We start from the raw sequence: 17,793 nt of genomic DNA, 5'->3' as shown, positions 1-17,793 counted from the left end.
GTACCGGGCGACCTCCTCGTTGCCGCAAGCACCGAAGGAGGCGACCATTTGAAAGCGCTTACCATCGAGGATCTCTCTGTGGATCAGGCTGTCTTGGCGTATCCCATGGATCCAGGATCCGGTACGGTGAAGAAGGATCGGGCCGCCCTGATCGTGCTGGTGCGCCTGCCACCGGACGCCATCGACCCCGCCATCCGCCCCCGGGCCGCCGGTGGAATCCTGGGTTACTCGGCCCTGTGCACCCACATGGCCTGCATCGTCGACCAGTACACCGCGTTCGGCTCCGGGCAAAAAGAGCTGCGGTGTCGCTGTCATGGGAGCGTGTACGACCCCCGTCGAGGGGCGGTCGTACTGGACGGTCCGGCCCCCCGCCCGCTACCTGCCATCCCGCTTGCCGTGCGTGCCGGCAAACTCGTCGTTGCAGGAGACTTCACGGGCAAGGTGGGCCCGTAGCGGGCCAGACGCGGCCGGACAGAAGAGAAAGGGGGACGGCGGGGGCGGGCACAGGGAGTTGGAGCGTGTGAAAGCGATTTTACATGGCGATCGCGCATGGGTGCTGTTGGAGGCACCCGGCGCGTGGGCCGGGTAAGCCGCCGCAGCCGCCACGCAGAACGGGGGTAGCAGCGGGATGAAAGGCTCGACGAAAGCGATGAGGCTCTGGGCGTTCATGGCCGCCTGTCTCGTTGTCGCCTTGGCCTCTGTCGTCCAGGCGGGGCCGGCGTACACGCCGGTGACGGATCAGATGCTCGTGAAGCCCCCTGCCGGCGACTGGCTCATGTTCCGGGGCTCGTACAACGGCTGGGGCTACAGCCCGCTCCAGCAGATCGACACGAGCAACGTCAAGGAGTTGGTGCCCGTCTGGACCTTCTCCACGGGGGTGACCGAAGGGCATGAAGCGCCTCCGATCGTCCACGACGGGATCATGTTCGTCACCACGCCGTACAACCGCCTGTATGCCCTCGACGCCAAGACCGGGGACCTGCTCTGGAAGTACGAGCGCCAGCTGCCGGAGGACGTCTTCCCGCTCGTCTGTTGCGACGTGGTCAACCGGGGTGTGGCGCTTTACGGCGACAAGGTGTACATGGGCACCCTCGACAGCCATCTGATCGCGTTCGACGCCCGTACGGGCAAGACCGTCTGGGACCGGACCGTCGGAGACTACAAGGTGGGCGAAATCATCACGTCCCCGCCGCTGGTGGTGAAAGGCAAGGTCATCACCGGCGTCCACGGCGGGGAGTTCGGGGTGCGGGGATTCCTGCAAGCCTTCGACGCCGAGACCGGCCGCAGTCTCTGGAAGACGTACACCACCCCGGGGCCCGGTGAGCCGGGCCACGACACCTGGAGCGGTGACGCGTGGATGCATGGGGGCGCAGCACCGTGGTACGTCGGCACCTACGATCCCGAGCTCGACGTGGTGTACTGGGGGACGAGCAATGCCAGCCCCTGGTTGGGTGAGGCCCGTCCCGGGGACAACCTGTATACCGCATCGGCGCTGGCGCTGGATCCCGACACGGGGAAGATCCGCTACCACTTCCAGTACACCCCTCATGACGTGTGGGACTACGACGGCGTGAACGAGCTCGTCCTGGCAGATCTCACCGTGGATGGCCGCAAGGTTCGCGCCGCCCTCCACGCCAACCGCAACGGCTACTACTACATCCTCGATCGGACGGACCTGGCATTCGTCAAGGCGACGCCCTTCGTGCACGTCAGTGCCGTTCGCAGCGTGGACCCCAAGACCGGCCGGCCCCAGTACGACCCCCAGGCCACCCCGGCCCTCGGCAAGCAGGTATCGGCCTGCCCCGGGTTCCTGGGTGGCAAGAACTGGAGCCCCATGGCCTACAATCCCCAGACCGGCTTGCTGTACATCCCCAGCAACGAGTGGTGCATGGACATCAAGGGGATCCAGGTCAGCTACCTGGCCGGTCAACCGTACGTCGGCGCCGAATTCGAGATGAAGCCGGTGCCCCAGCTCGACCACATCGGCAAGCTGCAGGCCGTCGATCCGGCCACGGGCCGCCAGGTCTGGTCGCAGCGCTTCCAGATCCCCATCTGGGGCGGCGTGCTCACCACCGCGGGCGGGCTGACCTTCTACGGCACGCCGGACCGCTACTTCCGGGCGTACGACGCCAAGACCGGGAAGGTCCTGTGGCAGTTTCGGACCAACTCCGGCGTCGCAGGCGTCCCGTCCACGTTTGAAGTGGACGGTGTGCAATACGTGGCGGTGCAGTCAGGATGGGGCGGCGCCGTCCCGCTGTGGGGAGGTCCGATCGTCCAGCGGGTGCGCGACGTCCCCAAGGGCGGCGTGATCTGGGTCTTTGCGCTGAGAGACAAGGTCCGGTGAGTCCCTGCCGGGGCGAGCAAGGCCGGTCGGCTCCGAGTCCGGGTCGACCCGGCCTGCTCGCCCGTACGAGGAGGCAACCCATGCGTCGAGCCCCTTGGGCCTCACGGTGGCGGCCCGTTGCAGCCGGAGCACTGGCAGTCTGGCTGCTCATGGGCGCACTGCCGGCCGTATCCGCGGCGACCCCGGCGCCGCCTTATCCCCAAGGCTGGACCAGGGTGGAGGGCAACCGGCTCACCTTCTGCATCTCGGCCCAACAACCACTCTTCGACCTCGAGGAGAGCATCGCCCGGGCCATCGCCCTCGCCATGGGCGCCAACCCGGATATCTACGTCTACCACGCAAGCGCCCGGCAAGGCCCCGCGATGGTCATCCAGCGGCAGGAGTACGTCATCCTCTTGACCGACTACTGTGACGTGTTCATGGGGCTGCCGCGAAGCGTCAACGCCACGTTCGACTACCCGGCGGACGAGCAGCAGCTCTCCACGCGCCCGTACTACACGACCCAGTTCGTGCTGGTGTCCCGCCATCCCCACGTCTCTCGCCTGTCGGATCTCCCTGCCCGGGAGCCGGTGGGTCTGGAGACGGCCAGCTTACCCTCCTTGTTCTTGAGCGTGATGCGCCCTGCACTGCCGCAAAGGCAGTACCCCGGCATGGTGGGGAGCGAGGCCCTTCTGGACGCGCTGGAGCGTGGCGAAGTGAAGACCGCCGTCGTCTGGGCGCCGGCGCTCTTCCAGCGCTGGCCAAGCCCGGAGTCCGTGGGGCTTCACGTGCATCCGATTCAAGAGCTTCCCAACATGGAGTGGTTGGTGGTGGGAGGGATCCGGCGCGACCGGACCGGCCTTCGTACCCAGATCGACGCGGCCATCCTGCGCCTGCTGCAGTCCGGCACGATCAAGGCAATCCTCGAGCAGCACGGCCTGCCACCGGCCTTCTTCCGCCCTGCGCCCCTTCGCTACACCCCCGTCGAGGGAGACGCGGCCGAGCATGGGAGTTGAGCGAGCGGCGGTAGAGGCGCACGAGCTCCGCTACCGTTACGAGGGCGGCGTGGAGGCCCTTCGCGGCGTCAGCCTCCGGGTGCCGGCGGGGCAGTTGTTTGCCCTGCTCGGTCCCAACGGCGCCGGGAAGACCACCCTCGTGCACATTCTCTGCACCCTCATCCCGCCCGTTGGCGGCGACGCCCGCGTCGCCGGGTACAGCGTGACCGAGGAGCCGGGCCGGGTGCGACGGCAGCTGGGCCTGGTCTTTCAGGAACCCAGCCTGGACGAGCGGCTGACCGTCTGGGAGAACCTGGACTTCCACGCCCGCATCTACGGTGTGCCCCGCCGGGAAGCGGCCCGCCGCATCAACGAACTCCTGGAACTGGTGGAACTCTCCACGTGGCGCCACGCGCCGGCGCGGCAGCTGTCCCGGGGGATGAAGCGCCGGCTCGAGGTGGCCCGCGCCATGGTCCACAGGCCGTCGATCCTGGTCCTGGATGAACCCACGGTGGGGCTGGACGTGCCCACCCGGACCCGGCTGTGGCAATACCTTGACCGGCTGCGCCGGCACGAGGGCGTCACGCTCTTTCTCACCACCCATTCCATGGAAGAGGCCGAGGCGGCGGAGCAGGTGGTGATCCTCGACGAAGGCAGGGCCGTGGCGGAGGGAGCCCCGGACGAACTCCGCCACCTCGCCGGAGGCGATACGGTGATGCTCCGGGTGGACGAGGAGGGAGAGGCGGAGATCAAGGCCAGGTGGAGCGCCCACCTGGTCTCCGATGGCGAGTGGCTGACCTTGAAGGTGGATCGGGCCGAGCGCTTCTTCGAGAGCTTCATGCCGCAGTACGGCGGGCGGGTCAAGTGGGTGGAAGTCCGGCGCCCCAGCCTGGAATCCGTCTTCATGACGCTCACCGGCAAGCGCCTGCGAGACGGCCCGGTCGACCCGAGGGAGGTACTCCTCGCCTTCGGCCGGCGGGGCGGGGAGCATACGCGATGACGGACCTCGGCACGGTCTACGCCATCTGGCTGCGGGAGCTCAAGCACAGCCTGCGCGACACGGGGCAGCTCACCGGAGCGTTCTTGCGGCCCATCTTGTGGGTGATGATCTTCGGGATCGGGCTCACGCCCTATTTTCGCGGGGGGTTCACCGAGGCCACGTTCGTGGTGCCCTTTACTTACGCGCAGTTCATCTTCCCCGCCGTGGCCGTTCTCAACGTCATGTACGCCTCGGTGCAGTCGGGGGTCTCCATGATCTGGGACAGGGAGTTCGGCTTTTTCCGGGAGATCCTGGCCTCGCCGGCGCCGCGCCCCGCGGTCTTCGCCGGCAAGCTCCTGGGAGGCGCGACCGTCGCCACGCTACAGGGCAGTCTCATCCTGATCCTCGCCCCTGCTGCCGACGTGCCGCTGTCGTGGCACCAGACCCTGGCGGCGCTGGGCCTTCTGGCCGTGGTGGCGCTGGCGTTCACGAGCCTGGCCATGGCGATCGCGTCCCGCATGGTGAGCTTCCAGGGCTTCGGGGTGTTTGCCAATGCCCTCATCTTGCCCGCCTACTTCCTCGCCAGCTCCATCTTTCCGCTGGATCCCTCCCTCTCCGTCGAGCAGCAGATCCTCGTGTTCCCTCCCTGGATGGTGTTCGCCGTGCGGGTCAACCCTGTCACGTACCTCATCGACGCGCTCCGCATGGTGAGCATCCGCTACACGCAATTCGACCCGCGCCTGGATCTGGCAGTAGCCGGGATCCTGCCCGCGGTGCTCATGCTCGTCGCTTACCGGGAGTTCAACCGGCGATGAAGCCGAGGGCAAGCAGCCACCTGGCCGTCTGGGCCGTGGGCCTGGCGGCGCTGTTCGGCCTGCGCTACCTGCCGCCCGACACGTCGCTCGACCGGGTCCAGCGGAGCGGCACCCTGACGGTGTGCCATCCCGCGTCGCTGCCCCCGTACGTCACGTACCATCCCGACGAGGCCCGGGCCGACGGCCTGGAGGCGGAGCGGGTCATGGGCATCGCGAGGGCGCTCGGCGTGAGGGTCCAGTGGAACCCCCAGGTCAACTGGTACGTCACGAGAGACCCGACCGCGTGGGGGGTCCGCAAAGGCTCTTGTGACGTCTTGGCCGGCGGGATTGCCGCCACCGACGCCTCCCGTGGGCTCCTGGTGCTTTCCAAGCCGTACCTGCGAGTCTCGTGGGCCATGATCGCTCGGCGAGCGCCCCGCGAAGGGGACCGCGTCGCCCTGTGGGTGCCCTACCTGGGGCTCGACCGCGTCCGGATGCGGGCCACCGAGCTGCTCACGGCCCGTGGCTTTCAACCCTATTTCCCGGGGTCGGCCGAGCAAGCCGCACGAGCGCTGGCCGGGCACGAGGTGGTCGCGCTCCTCACCGACGAGCCGACGGCTCGGTGGGTAGCGCAGCAGCTGGCCGGTCACGTCCCGCTGTTCGTCGCGCCGGAGCCGGCGCTAGGGACCTTTCAACTGGCCCTGGGATTCTGGAAGGGCGACGTGACCCTCGAGCGGGCGGTCAACCGGGCGCTGGAGTCGGCCCTCGGCCAGGCGGGAGAGGAGACGCCCGGCGATGCCGGCGGCCAATTCGGCAGCGCCCCCCAATGACCCGAGCAGCACCAGGTAGGCGAGCAGGTGGGGCAGGCTCCAAAAGAGGAAGAAGAACCGTACTTGGGCCGCCAGTCCCGAAGCCCGGCCCATTCCCTCGGCCAAGAACGCGGCCAGCGTTGCCAGGCGCAGCCCGCGCCGTACGCCCGCTCCGGCGGCATGAGCCGGCGCCAGAGGGCGCATCGCCCAAGCGATGTGGGGTGCGGCGACCAGCGCACCGGCCCAGATTGCGGCAGTCCCGGTCAATCCGGCCAGCAGGTTGAGCAGCAGGAGCACGGCAAACCACGGTGCCGCCAGGGCCGCCAGGAGCCACGGGGTGAGCCATCCTTCGGCCCGCCGGTTGACCCTCATGAGCGCGCCCGCGCCGGCTCCCAGGGCCAGGGCCAGCGCCGCCGTTTCACCGAGTCGCAGCGCGCTGGCCTCGAAGTGAGTGGCCAGGATGGGCCCCTCCGCGGCCACCCAGGCGCCGGCGGTCCCCAGTGCCTGCAAATGCTGTAAACCTGCGGCAACGGCCAGCACCATACCGGCGACAACCGGTATGGTGGCCCGGGAGAGTCTCCTCGGGTGTCTGGGCAAGCCGGTCCGAGCCATTCCACTCCCCTCCTCACGGATGGCTCCCGCCTTGCTCGGGGCGCAGGCCCCGGTAGGCGTGCGGCTACGCCACGAGCGGGCCCGGTCCTTCACGGGCGGCGGCCGGCCCGTGGGCCGGAGTGCTTGATCGGGGTTCCCGCTCCCCGTACAATGGGTCTCAACCGCTCACGGTAATCGGTACCACATTTAGCGCTCGTGCGGTAGAGCGGGGGTCCGACGCTGGAAGGCAGGGAGGCGGGCTCATGGCACGATGGCGCGGGGCACGGGACGAGGACGGCAGCCGGCGCAGGGTTGCGCGGTGGGTGCACGCCGGCGTGGCGCTGCTGGGCTTCGCGTGGCTGCTGGGTGCGGGTGTGTCCCCAAGACCGCAGGCGCAGGCAGCGGGAGCTCCCGTGGTGCTCAAGCTGGGGCACGTGGTGCCCACGGGCCACCCGTATCACTTCGGAGCGACGCAGTTTGCCCGCCTCGTCGGCGAGCGAACCGGCGGTCGGGTACGTATCGACGTCTACCCGGCCGGGCAGCTCGGGCCGGGCGAGCGCGAAGAGGTCGAAGCGCTGCAGCTCGGCGGCATCGATCTGGTGGTGACGGGGACGGCCGTCCTCTCCAACTTCCTCCCCGACTTCGGGGTGATGGACCTGCCGTTTCTTTTCCGGGACTACCGCCACGTCGACGCCGTCCTGGACGGCCCGGTCGGTCGCCGGCTCCTCGACCGGCTCAACGGTGCCGACCTCCACATCACCGGGCTTGCGCTCTGGGAGCAAGGCTTCCGTTACCTCACCAACAGCCGGCGCCCCATCCTGTCGCCGGCCGACGTGCGGGGCCTCAAGATCCGGGTTCAGGAGAACCCCATCCACGTGGACAGCTTCAACGCGCTGGGCGCGAACGCCACCCCCATGGCGTGGGGGGAAGTATACACGGCGCTGCAGCAGCACGTCATCGACGGGCAGGAAAACCCCATCCCCGTCCTCACCAGCGCCCGGCTGTACGAAGTGCAGAAATACCTGGCGATGACCGGCCATTTCTACGCGCCGGCCATCCTCCTCATCAACACGGAGCGGTTTCGCTCGCTCCCGGCCGACGTGCAGCAGATCCTGGTCGACACCGCGAGGGAAGTGTCCAGGTCCGAACGGCAGGAGGCCCGCCGCATGGAGGCCCAGCAGGTCGAAGAGCTCAAGCAACTCGGGATGCAGGTGACCACCCCCGACAAAGAAGCGTTTCGCAAGGCGATGCAGGGGGTCTACGACAAGTACCGGGCCCGCTTCGGCAGCTTGATCGACGAGATCCAGAAGGCGGGCGCCGGGTCATGAGCGCGCAGCCCGGCATGGGCGAGGCGCCGGCCGTTGCGACGGCCTCGTCCGCCCGTCTGGCCGGCGCAGTGCTCACCGCCGTCGCCCGGGGCGTGGAGGTCGCGAGCCGGTGGCTGGACCTGGGCTCCGTGGTAGTGGCGGCGGGCCTCACGGCCGTGATGGCCGGGGCGCTCATCCTGCAGGTGGCGTTCCGTTTCGCGATCCAAAGCCCGCTGTCGTGGTCGGAGGAGCTCGCGCGCTACTGCTTCGTCTGGGTGGGTTCGCTGGGGGCGGCTGCCGGGGTGCGCCGCGAGCTCCACCCGGGTCTCGACCTCGTCGTGGGAAGGCTGCCGGGCCGGGCCAGGGCGGCGACGGGCGCCGCCGCCCTCGCGCTGGTCGCACTGTTTGCCGCCACCGTTGCGGTGGCGGGATGGAGGCTGGCCGTGTTCAACATGCGCCAGCGCTCGCCGGCCATCGGGTTGCCGATGGGCTATCCGTACGCGGCCGTGCCCGCCGGAGCCGGGCTCATGGCGCTCCACGCCGCGGCGCTGCTGGCCGCTCGGATGACACGGAGCGAGGACACCGGCCGGGCCGGGCAGGTCGAGGCGCCGGCCGCCGGGAGTCCGGAGGCTGTGTCGTGAGCGGAGCCAGGCCATGAGCGGGACGGCAGGGGTCGTCGCCCTCGTCCTGCTGCTCGCCGGGCTCCCGATCCCGTTCGTCATCGGGCTGGCGGCACTGGCGGGGCTGCAAGCGGGAGGGCTTCCGCTGGCGCTCGCCGTGCAGCGTATGTTCGCGGCCCAGGACTCGTTTCAGTTGATGGCCATCCCCCTCTTCATCCTGGCAGGCGCGCTCATGAACGCCGGGGGTTTGAGCGAGCGGCTCGTGGCGCTCGCCGAAGCGCTGGTGGGCCGGCTGCGGGGAGGGCTCAACCACGTCAACATCCTCTCCAACGTCTTCTTCTCGGGCATCTCGGGGTCGGCCGCCGCGGACGCATCCGCCGTCGGCTCGATCCTCATCCCCGCCATGGAGCGGGCAGGTTACCGCCGGGAGCTGGCTGCCGCGGTGACGGCGGCGGCTTCGCTCATCGGTCCCATCGTCCCGCCCAGCATCCCGATGATCCTCTACGGCGTGCAGGCCGAGGTCTCCATCGCCCGGCTCTTCCTGGCCGGGGCGGTGCCGGGGCTGCTGCTGGCGGCCGCCCAGATGGCGACGGCCGCGTGGGTGGCCCGCCGGGAAGGGCTCGTGGCCGGGCGCAAGGGCAACCTTTCCGAGATCCTGCGGGCGCTTCGGGGGGCGATCTGGGCCGCTTTCATGCCCGTCTTGATTCTCGGCGGCATCCTCGGGGGGGTGTTCACGCCGACAGAGGCGGCGGCTGCAGCGGTGGCCTGGGCGCTGCTGGTCGGGGCCTTCGTCCACCGGGAGCTGACCCTGGCCCGGATCGGGCAGGCGCTGGCGGAAGCCGCGCTTACGACCGGCATCGTCATGCTGATGCTGGCCACGACTGAGATCCTGGCGTGGATCCTGGCCCGGGACCAGATCCCGCAGAGGCTGGCCATGGCGGTCGCGGGCATGGACGTGCCCCCGTGGGTGGTGCTGCTGCTCGTCAACGTGGCGCTCCTGCTCGTCGGCATCCCCCTGGAGCCGGCGCCGGCGCTGGTGCTGCTCGTGCCCGTGCTCATGCCGCTCGTGCAACGGATCGGGGTGGATCCGGTGCATTTCGGGGTCATCATGGTGCTCAACCTGGTCATCGGCCTCGTCACGCCGCCCGTGGGAGCGTCCATCTTCGTCGTGTCGGCCATCAGCCGGGTGCCGCTCGGGTCGATGGCGAAGGCCATGGTACCGTTCCTGGTGGCGTCGCTGGTGGTGCTCCTGCTCGTGACGTACGTGCCGGCGCTGTCGCTGTGGCTGCCGTCGCTCGCCCGAGGGGGCTGAAAGGAGAGAGGGGGCCCGTGGCGACCTATCGCCGCAGTGGTGGACGCCTGGACAGCAAGGTGGCGCTCATCACGGGGGCGGCCTCGGGGATGGGAGAAGCCGCCGCCCGGCTGTTCGCCGGGGAAGGGGCGGCCGTCGTCGCCTGCGACGTGCAGCCGGGCGGGGAGAGCGTAGCCGAGGCGATCCGCGGTGCCGGTGGCAAGGCGCTTTTCGTGCGGGTCGACGTGATGCAGCCGGAGGCGGTGGAGGACGCCGTTCACCGGGCGTTGGAGCAGTGGGGCACTCTGGACGCGGTGGTGCACTTCGCCGGGACAGCCATGCCCGGCACCCCGCTCGAGTCCATCAGCGACGAGACGTGGCGGCGCGTCATCGACGTCAACCTCACGGGCACCTTCTACGTGTGCCGGGCGGTGGTGCCCGTCATGAAAGCCCGGCGCCGCGGGAGCATCGTCAACGTCGCCTCCATCGCCGGGGTGCGTGCGAGGCCGGGGCTGAGCGCGTACTGCGCCGCCAAGGGCGGGGTGATCATGCTCACGCGGTCGCTGGCCCTGGAGCTCGCCCCGTTCGGCGTGCGGGTCAACGCCTTGCTGCCGGGGCCCACCGACACGCCCATGCTGCCGCGGTTCGTACCGGGGCTCTCTCCAGAGGAAGGGCGCCAGCGGTTCGTCGAGAGCGTGCCGCTCGGGCGGCTGGCCCAGCCGGACGAGATCGCCCGGGCCGCGCTGTTTCTGGCGAGCGACGACGCCTCCTTCGTCACGGGCGAATGCCTCGGCGTCGACGGGGGCCGGGGGATCTGACCAGCGCCACCGAACCCCTCTGCGGCACGCGCCGTATCGGTGGGAGCCCGCCTCACCCCATCCGGCGGGCCTGCTCCAGCGCCTGCGGGGTGTTGACGTTGAAGAAGAGGCGCTCTGGGTCACCAAAGGCCCGGATGTCTGCTTCCGCAACCGTCACGACCTGCAGGCCCTCCAGGAGCGCCCGCAGGCTGGCGCCGCGGCCGGACAGGAGGAGCTGCTCTGCCCGTGCGGCGACCGGACCGGCGTAGGCGGCGTGCAGCACCTCGAGGCGCCCGGCCCACCCGGGCACCGCGGCGTCGGCCTTCGACGCGGCGGCGCGCTCCACCAGGAAGCGGGCGAAAGCCGCCTCCACGAACGGCTGGTCGCAGGAGACGACGAAGTGGTAGCCCCGCCCTGCGGCGGCGAGCCCGGCATGGAGCCCGCTCAACGGCCCCTGCCCCTCGTGGACGTCGGCCACGAGCTCGACGCCCGGGATGCCCTGCAGCGCCTCGGCCAGCGGTCGGAAACGAGCGGCCGGTGCCACGGCCAGGAGCCGGCCCGAGACCGGCGCCAGGCGCGCGGCGATTCGCCGGACGAGGGGCTCTCCGTGAAAGTCGACGAGCGCCTTGTCGGTGCCCATCCGGCGGCTCTGCCCGCCGGCCAGCACGATGACAGCAGGTGCCATGACGCCATTGTACATCCGAAGATCGAGGCGCTGGATGCCGGCTGGCGCGCGCTGCGGGCGATGCTCTGCCTGACACGGCGGGCCTCGTATGCCCGTGCCTTGCCGCCCCGGCGCTCGGCCGGTAAACTGGCGGCGGGAAGGCCCGGCCACGGCCGGCGACCCCCACGGATGACGAGCGCAGCGGCCGCAAATCCTGGGAAGGGTGACGCCACGATGGCGGAGGCGAGACCGCCCCGGGTCGCGTACCTTTGCATGGAGTACGGGCTGGACGAGCGCCTGCCCCTGTATGCGGGCGGGCTCGGCATCCTCGCCGGCGACCTCTTGAAAGCGGCCCACGACGTGGGCTTCCCGATGGTCGGCGTCGGCATCCTGTGGAGGCAGGGGTACGTCGAGCAGCAGATCGACGCCGGGGGCCGGGTGGTGGACGCCTACCCGCGCCACGACGCCATCAAGGAGTACCTCGAGGAGGCCGGGGTCGAAGTGACGGTCGCCATCCGCGGACGGCCCGTCCGCGTCAAGGTGTGGCGCCTTCCCGAAGACCAGCCTGCGGGCAGCCCTCCCCACGCACCCCTGCTGCTGCTCGACACCAACGTACCGGCCAACGCGGACCGCTGGATCACGGGGCAGCTGTACGGGTGGTTCGCCGAGGAGCGCGTCGCCCAGGAGATGGTGCTGGGCATCGGCGGGGTGCGGGCGCTGCAGGCCCTGGGGCTCGAGCCCGAGATCTACCACTTCAACGAGGGCCACGCGGTACTCGCCGGGATCGAGCTCATCCGCCAGGGCATGGAGACGGGCATGACCTTCGAGCAGGCGTGGCAGGCGGCCCGCCGGCGCATCGTCTTCACCACCCACACGCCTGTCAAGGAGGGCAACGAGGAACACCCGCTGGCCCTGCTCGAGTACATGGGGGCGTTCAACGGGCTCAACCGGCGGCAGATGATCCGCATCGGGGGCGACCCGTTCCACATGACGGTGGCCGCGCTGCGGCTGTCCCGGGCGGCTAACGGCGTCTCGGAGCTCCACGGGCGCACGGCCCGCCAGATGTGGGCCGACGTGACGGGGGCGCCGCCCATCCAGGCCATCACCAACGGGGTACACGTGCCGACGTGGCAGGACCCCCGCATCGCCCGGGCGTATGCGGCCGGCGACGACCTCTGGCCCGTCCACCAGGCGCTCAAACGGGAGCTCCTCGCGTGGGTGAAGTGCCGCACCGGCGTGCAGCTCGCGGAGGATCACCTGCTGCTGGGCTTCACCCGGCGGGCGGCTCCGTACAAGCGGGCCACCTTGATTTTCCAGGAACCGGAGCGAATCGGGCCGTACCTCGAATCCGGGCGCATCCAGATCCTCTTCTCGGGCAAGGCCCACCCCCTCGACGATCGGGGCAAGGAGATCGTGGAAACCCTGGTGGGCATGGCGCGGCGGTTCCCGAAGAGCGTGGTCTTCGTGCCCGATTACGACATGGAGGTGGCCCGCATGGTCACCCGGGGCGCCGACGTGTGGCTCAACAACCCCCGCCGCCCCCTCGAGGCGTGCGGCACCTCCGGCATGAAGGCCGCCATCAACGGCGTGCTCAACTTCAGCGTGCTCGACGGCTGGTGGCCCGAGGCTTTCCGCGAGGGCGAGAACGGCTGGCAGATCGGCGACGGCTACGAGGGCCCCGGCGCCGACGCACACGACGCGGGGTCGCTGTACGAGACCTTGCTCGGCGACATCCTTCCCGCTTACGAACAAGACCGCTCCCGCTGGACGCAGATGATGCGCCAGAGCATCGCCGACGTCATGGAACGCTTCTCGGCCGAGCGAGTGCTCGACCGCTACGATCAGGAGATGTACGGAGCGGCTCGAGGGTGAGGTGGTGGGGCAGGCGTGGCCCGGGCCATTGTCGGCGCCAGCCGGCGGACGGACATCCCGGCCTTTTACGCCCGGTGGTGGATGGAGCGGGTGCGGGCCGGGTGGGTGGAGTGGGTGCACCCGTTCGGCGGGGGAGTGCGACGGGCGTCGCTCCGGCCCGAGGACGTGCTGGCCATCGTCTTCTGGACCCGGCACCCCGGGCCGCTGATACCGTACCTGCACGAGCTCGAGGGGCGGGGCTACCGCTTCTATTTCCACGTCACCGTCAACGGCTATCCCCGGGCCATCGAGCCGCACAGCCCGCCGGCCGGCGCCGCGGTGCGTGCCTTTCGCGCCCTCGCCGATCGCATCGGGCCGGAGCGGGTGCTGTGGCGCTACGACCCCATCGTGGTCGGGAAGCTCGGCGGGGACAGCCTCGACGCCGGCTATCACCTGAGGCAGTTCGAGGCTCTGGCCCGGCAGCTCGCCGGGGCCACCCGGCGGTGCACCGTTTCCTTCGTGAGCCTGTACGCCAAGACCGCGAGGCGCCTCGGGCAGGTCATGCCGGGCTTGAGTCCCGGCTGGCCGGCACAACGCAGGCGAGAGCTGGCGGCCGACCTGGCCGCGATCGCGTGGGCGTACGGGATGAGCCTTCAGGCGTGCTGCGACGATGCCCTGGTGGGAGCGGGGAGGGGCGAGGCCAGGGTCGCGAAGGCCCGCTGCGTCGACCCGGAGCTCGTCGCGGCGCTTCGTCCGGGCGAAGAGCTGCACCTCGAGCCGGGGCCCAGCCGGGCGCAGTGCGGGTGCGCGCGGTCGGTGGACGTCGGCGCCTACGACACGTGCCTGTTTGGATGCGCGTACTGCTACGCCACGCGAAGCCAGGCCGCGGCGCTCGCCCGCTTCCGCGCGCACCGGCCGGCGGATACCATGCTGGCGAGGCCCGCCGCAAGCCGCGGGGCCGCGTAGCCGGCCGGCCCGGAGCGGGAGCGGGCTGTCCAACAGGAGGGGGCGCGCTTTGCGCATCGAGTTTTTGTACTGGGAAGAGTGCCCCTCGCACGACGAGGCGCTGCGACGCCTCCGGGAAGTGCTCGCCGAGGAGGGAGTGCGCGACCCGGTGGAGATCATCCGGGTCGACACCGACGAGCAAGCGGAGGCCCTCCGCTTCCCAGGGTCGCCGACCATCCGCTTCGACGGGGTCGACATCCAGCCGGAAGGGGCGGAGCGTGCGGGCAGCGCGCTCACCTGCCGCGCCTACCGCGTGGACGGCCGCATCTCGCCCCTGCCCACCAAAGGCATGATCCGCGAGGCGCTGCGCCGGGCATGGCAAGAGCCCCGAGCCTGAGCGCGCAGCGGCAACAGGCGAGGAAAGGCAGACGGAGCGACAGCAGGAAGGAGCCTGATCGATCGTGGCAACCCTGAAGCTCGGCGAAAGCCTCATCCCCTTCGAACTGCAGGGCGTCGACGGGCGCAAGCACTCCACGGCCTCGTACCGGGACAAGCCGGTGCTCGCGGTCATCTTCTGGTGCAACCATTGCCCGTACGTGCAGGCGTGGGAAGATCGGGTGCTGCAGCTGCAGCGGCGGTACGCGGGGCAGGGCGTGCAGTTGCTGCTCGTGAGCGCCAACGACCCCAAGCAGTATCCGGACGACGACTTCCCGGCCATGCAGCGGCGCGCGCAGGAAAAGCAGTACCCGGCGCCCTACCTGTGGGACGAGACCCAGCAGGTGGCCAGGGCGTACGGGGCGAGCCGCACGCCGGAGGTCTTCCTCTTCGATCGGGAGCGGCGGCTGCGCTACCACGGGCGCCCCGACGACAACTACGAGGACCCGGCGGCGGTGCGCCACCACTACCTGCGAGACGCCATCGAGGCGCTGCTCGCCGGGCGGGAGCCGGCGGTGGGCGAGACCGAGCCGCAAGGCTGCACCATCAAGTGGCGCCGGTGACCAGCACTTCCTGAAACCGGTCGACGCAAGCAGGAGTTGGATGGTGCGGGGTCGAAGTCGGGCTGTGCAAACGATGGCTCAAGAAATCGCTCCGGCGGGCTATCCTGGTGGGGAGGTTGCACCGGGAGTCCGCCCGAGCCAGATGCCCTGCCCACCGTGAGCGCGTACAGGCGCTCTGGCACGGGATGCCGGCAGGCAGGCGCAGAGCGCCCGGCGAGGCCCGGACTGTTAGGCCCGGCGCCCGGTAGAGGGCGGCCCCGTGCGCGCGGACCGTCCCGGGAGGGAGTAAGGGCGCTTAGGGCAAGCGTTTGCGCTAACCCCGGCACGTACGGGACAGGGCGCGTCAACGAGGGAAAGGAACGGGGTGCGTCCGGGAGAAGCGCCTGGCGGTCGTCCCCATGGTTTACGGACGCTGAAGCGGGGCGGAGCGTGACGCAACGGCGATGGCAAGCGTGAACGGCGGCGGGCGCAGGGTCACCCTGCGGGAGGTGGCGAGGGCCGCCCGGGTGTCACCCTCGACGGTGTCCCGGGCGCTGGCGGGCAACCCCCGCATCAGCGCCGCGACCCGGGCCCGGGTGCAGGAGGCCATGGAGCGCCTGGGTTACCATCCCAACGCCATCGCCCGCAGCCTGGTGACCCGCTCGTCACGCACGCTCGGTGTCGTGCTGTACCGTCCGGCCGACCAGGCCTTCTCGCATCCCTTCTTTGCCGAGGCGCTGCGAGGGGTGGCCCGGGTCGCGCAGGCCGAGGGCTACAGCCTGCTCGTCACCACCGCCGACACGTACGAGGCGGAGGCCGAGCAGTGCCTCGCCATGCTGCGGGAACGCCGTGCGGACGGGGCGGTCTTGCTCGCATCCCGCAACCCCGATCCCCTCATCGACGAACTGGTGCGCCAGCGGTTCCCGTTCGTGGTGCTGGGCCGCGTCGACGCCAACCTGGCCGTGTACTGGGTCAACAACGACAACGTCCAGGCCGCCGCTCTGGCCGTTGGGTACCTGGCGGAGCTCGGTCACCGCCGCATCGGCCTCATCGGCGGGCGGCGGGAACTGACCGTTACCCAGGACCGGCTCGAGGGGTTCCGTCTGACGCTCCAGGAACTGGGACTCGAGGTACGGGCGGAGTGGATGCAGTTCGGGGAGTTCAGCTGGGAGGAGGGGTATCGGAGCGGCCGCACGCTCCTGCAATCGCACGATCGCCCTACGGCCATCGTGGCCATGGACGACGTCCTGGCTGCGGGAGCCATGCGAGCTGCCAGGGAGCTGGATTTGCGCGTCCCGGAGGACGTGTCCGTCATCGGCTTCAATGACGATCCGATGGCCCAATTGTTGAGCCCGCCGCTCACCACCGTGCGGATCCCGGCCCGGGAGCTGGGCGAGGCGGCTGCGCGCCAGCTCATCGAACGCCTCAGCGGGAGGCTGCCGCCCGTGCGTCACGTCATCCTGCCGGTGCAGCTGGTGGTGCGGGGTTCGACGGGTCCGGCGGGCCCATGAACGCAAGGCGTCGGAAGAAGGAAGAAGGCCGGGAACGGGAGAGCGCAGGCTCGACGATGGAAGGAGATGGAGTGGCCCGATGCGACGCGTAATCGGCGGGTTGGTGCTGGCTACCGTGGTGGCGGTGGCCGTGGTGACGGCGGCCGCCGCAGGAGCGCTGGCGGCCACAGACAAGCTCGTGATCTGGGCGAGCGAGGCGCAGGTACCCGCCCTGCTCCCCATGGCCCAGCAGTTCGAGAAGGAGTACGGGATCAAGGTCGAAGTGACCGAGATGGGCTTCGGCGACATCCGATCCAACTTCAGCGTGTCGGCGCCGACGGGCGAGGGTCCGGACCTCATCGTGGGCGCGCACGACTGGGTGGGGGAGTTCGCTCGAAACGGCCTGGTGGAGCCCATCGAGATGAGCGCCGCACAACGAGACGCCTTCACGCCGGTGGGGCTGCAGGGTTTCACGTACGGTGGTAAGCTGTACGGCGTGCCGTACGCCATCGAGGCGGTCGCGCTCATCTACAACAAGGCGCTGGTCCCGACGCCTCCCAAGACGTTCGACGAGCTCCTGACCGTTGCCCGCAAGCTCACCGACCGCAACAAGAAACGCTACGGGTTCCTGTACCCCAACAACGACGCGTACCACAGCTTCCCGCTGCTGTCGGCCAACGGTGGGTACATCTTCAAGTTCACCGGGCAGGGCTTCGACCCGAAGGACATCGGGCTCGACAACGAAGGCGCCATCGCGGGCGCGCGGCTCATCCAGAGGCTGGCCGTCGAGGGGCTCGTCCCGAAGGGGACGGACTACCAGACCATGGAGGGGCTGTTCCTCCAGGGCCAGGTCGGCATGATCATGACCGGCCCGTGGGAGATCGACAACGTCAAGAAGGCCGGCATCAAGTACGGCGTGGCCAAGATCCCGACCTTCAACGGGCGCGTGGCCCGGCCGTTCGTGGGAGCCCAGGGGTTCATGGTCAACAAGTTCAGCCCCAACAAGATCCTGGCGATGGAGTTCCTGCAGAAGTTCATCATGACCAAGGAAGGCCAGCTGGCCATCTGGAAGGTGGATCCTCGCATCCCGGCGCTCAAGGCGGCGTTCCAGGAGGTCGCTTCCAACGCTGACGTCGCCGCTTTCGGCGCCAGCGCCGCAGACGGCATCCCGATGCCCAACATTCCCGAGATGGCAGCCGTGTGGGGCGCCTTGCAGGACAAGCTGACCTTGATCGTCAACGGCGAACAGGACCCGGCTTCGGCGATGAAGGACGCGGCCCGGCAAATCCGTGACACCATCGCACAGGCCAAGTGACGTGCGTTGAGGTAAGCCATCCGGAGCGGGGAAGAGCCGCCGGCC

At 69.8% G+C, this 17,793-nt stretch carries 17 protein-coding genes; 16 read left to right on the top strand and 1 reads right to left on the bottom strand.

All coding sequences use genetic code 11. The features are described from left to right. Positions 1-48 precede the first annotated feature (48 nt). The 10 genes from U7230_RS08570 (at position 49) to U7230_RS08525 (ending at position 10,527) form a co-directional block, all read left to right on the top strand. Positions 49-453: a QcrA and Rieske domain-containing protein gene (locus U7230_RS08570; protein WP_324715434.1), complete on the top strand. Its 405-nt coding sequence runs from the start codon at positions 49-51 to the stop codon at positions 451-453. A 196-nt stretch (positions 454-649) separates the two neighbouring features. Continuing rightward, positions 650-2,344, top strand: coding sequence for a methanol/ethanol family PQQ-dependent dehydrogenase (locus tag U7230_RS08565; protein ID WP_324715433.1), 1,695 nt, complete (start codon positions 650-652; stop codon positions 2,342-2,344). Between the two features lie 80 nt (positions 2,345-2,424). Next, positions 2,425-3,339, top strand: coding sequence for a substrate-binding periplasmic protein (locus tag U7230_RS08560; RefSeq protein WP_324715432.1), 915 nt, complete (start codon positions 2,425-2,427; stop codon positions 3,337-3,339). Beyond that, positions 3,329-4,318 (top strand): ABC transporter ATP-binding protein, encoded by a 990-nt coding sequence (locus tag U7230_RS08555; RefSeq protein ID WP_324715431.1) that lies wholly within the window; start codon positions 3,329-3,331, stop codon positions 4,316-4,318. Before U7230_RS08560 ends, U7230_RS08555 begins: the two co-directional genes overlap by 11 nt. Continuing rightward, positions 4,315-5,112 carry an ABC transporter permease gene (locus U7230_RS08550; protein ID WP_324715430.1) on the top strand — a complete coding sequence of 266 codons (798 nt, stop codon included), beginning with the start codon at positions 4,315-4,317 and terminating at the stop codon, positions 5,110-5,112. The genes U7230_RS08555 and U7230_RS08550 overlap by 4 nt, the downstream gene beginning before the upstream one ends. Continuing rightward, a complete protein-coding gene (locus tag U7230_RS08545; RefSeq protein ID WP_324715429.1) occupies positions 5,109-5,921 on the top strand; it encodes a substrate-binding periplasmic protein in 813 nt (270 codons plus the stop codon). Before U7230_RS08550 ends, U7230_RS08545 begins: the two co-directional genes overlap by 4 nt. Before the next feature lie 833 nt (positions 5,922-6,754). Continuing rightward, positions 6,755-7,819 carry a TRAP transporter substrate-binding protein gene (locus tag U7230_RS08540; RefSeq protein ID WP_324715428.1) on the top strand — a complete coding sequence of 355 codons (1,065 nt, stop codon included), beginning with the start codon at positions 6,755-6,757 and terminating at the stop codon, positions 7,817-7,819. Continuing rightward, positions 7,816-8,439, top strand: coding sequence for a TRAP transporter small permease (locus U7230_RS08535; protein ID WP_324715427.1), 624 nt, complete (start codon positions 7,816-7,818; stop codon positions 8,437-8,439). The genes U7230_RS08540 and U7230_RS08535 overlap by 4 nt, the downstream gene beginning before the upstream one ends. A 13-nt stretch (positions 8,440-8,452) precedes the next feature. Beyond that, positions 8,453-9,730, top strand: a complete 1,278-nt coding sequence (locus tag U7230_RS08530; RefSeq protein WP_324715426.1) for a TRAP transporter large permease — start codon at positions 8,453-8,455, stop codon at positions 9,728-9,730. Between the two features lie 17 nt (positions 9,731-9,747). Next, entirely contained in the window at positions 9,748-10,527 is a 780-nt protein-coding gene (locus U7230_RS08525) for an SDR family NAD(P)-dependent oxidoreductase (protein ID WP_324715425.1), read from the top strand. Between the two features lie 52 nt (positions 10,528-10,579). Here the strand turns inward: U7230_RS08525 and mobA are convergent, their stop codons facing one another. Continuing rightward, on the bottom strand, positions 10,580-11,191 hold the full coding sequence (mobA, locus tag U7230_RS08520) for a molybdenum cofactor guanylyltransferase (RefSeq protein WP_324715424.1): 612 nt from the start codon (positions 11,189-11,191) through the stop codon (positions 10,580-10,582). Between the two features lie 213 nt (positions 11,192-11,404). Here mobA and glgP point away from each other — a divergent pair, with 213 nt between their 5' ends. The 6 genes from glgP to malE all read left to right on the top strand — a co-directional run bounded on the left by glgP (position 11,405) and on the right by malE (position 17,748). Next, on the top strand, positions 11,405-13,042 hold the full coding sequence (gene glgP / locus U7230_RS08515; RefSeq protein ID WP_324715423.1) for an alpha-glucan family phosphorylase: 1,638 nt from the start codon (positions 11,405-11,407) through the stop codon (positions 13,040-13,042). A 15-nt stretch (positions 13,043-13,057) separates the two neighbouring features. Then, a complete protein-coding gene (locus U7230_RS08510) occupies positions 13,058-13,987 on the top strand; it encodes a DUF1848 domain-containing protein (protein WP_324715422.1) in 930 nt (309 codons plus the stop codon). Positions 13,988-14,036: 49 nt separating this feature from the next. Further along, a complete protein-coding gene (locus U7230_RS08505; protein ID WP_324715421.1) occupies positions 14,037-14,363 on the top strand; it encodes a DF family (seleno)protein in 327 nt (108 codons plus the stop codon). Positions 14,364-14,427: 64 nt separating this feature from the next. After that, positions 14,428-14,964 carry a thioredoxin family protein gene (locus U7230_RS08500; protein WP_324715420.1) on the top strand — a complete coding sequence of 179 codons (537 nt, stop codon included), beginning with the start codon at positions 14,428-14,430 and terminating at the stop codon, positions 14,962-14,964. A gap of 443 nt (positions 14,965-15,407) precedes the next feature. Continuing rightward, positions 15,408-16,454 (top strand): LacI family DNA-binding transcriptional regulator, encoded by a 1,047-nt coding sequence (locus U7230_RS08495; RefSeq protein ID WP_324715419.1) that lies wholly within the window; start codon positions 15,408-15,410, stop codon positions 16,452-16,454. 79 nt (positions 16,455-16,533) lie between these two features. After that, positions 16,534-17,748, top strand: a complete 1,215-nt coding sequence (gene malE, locus U7230_RS08490) for a maltose/maltodextrin ABC transporter substrate-binding protein MalE (protein WP_324715418.1) — start codon at positions 16,534-16,536, stop codon at positions 17,746-17,748. Positions 17,749-17,793: the final 45 nt, after the last annotated feature.

The organism is Limnochorda sp. L945t (genome assembly GCF_035593305.1).
Lineage (GTDB): Bacteria > Bacillota > Limnochordia > Limnochordales > Geochordaceae > Carboxydichorda > Carboxydichorda subterranea.
The sequence above is the reverse complement of the archived record's forward strand: the minus strand, read 5'-3'. Positions and strand labels throughout refer to the sequence as shown.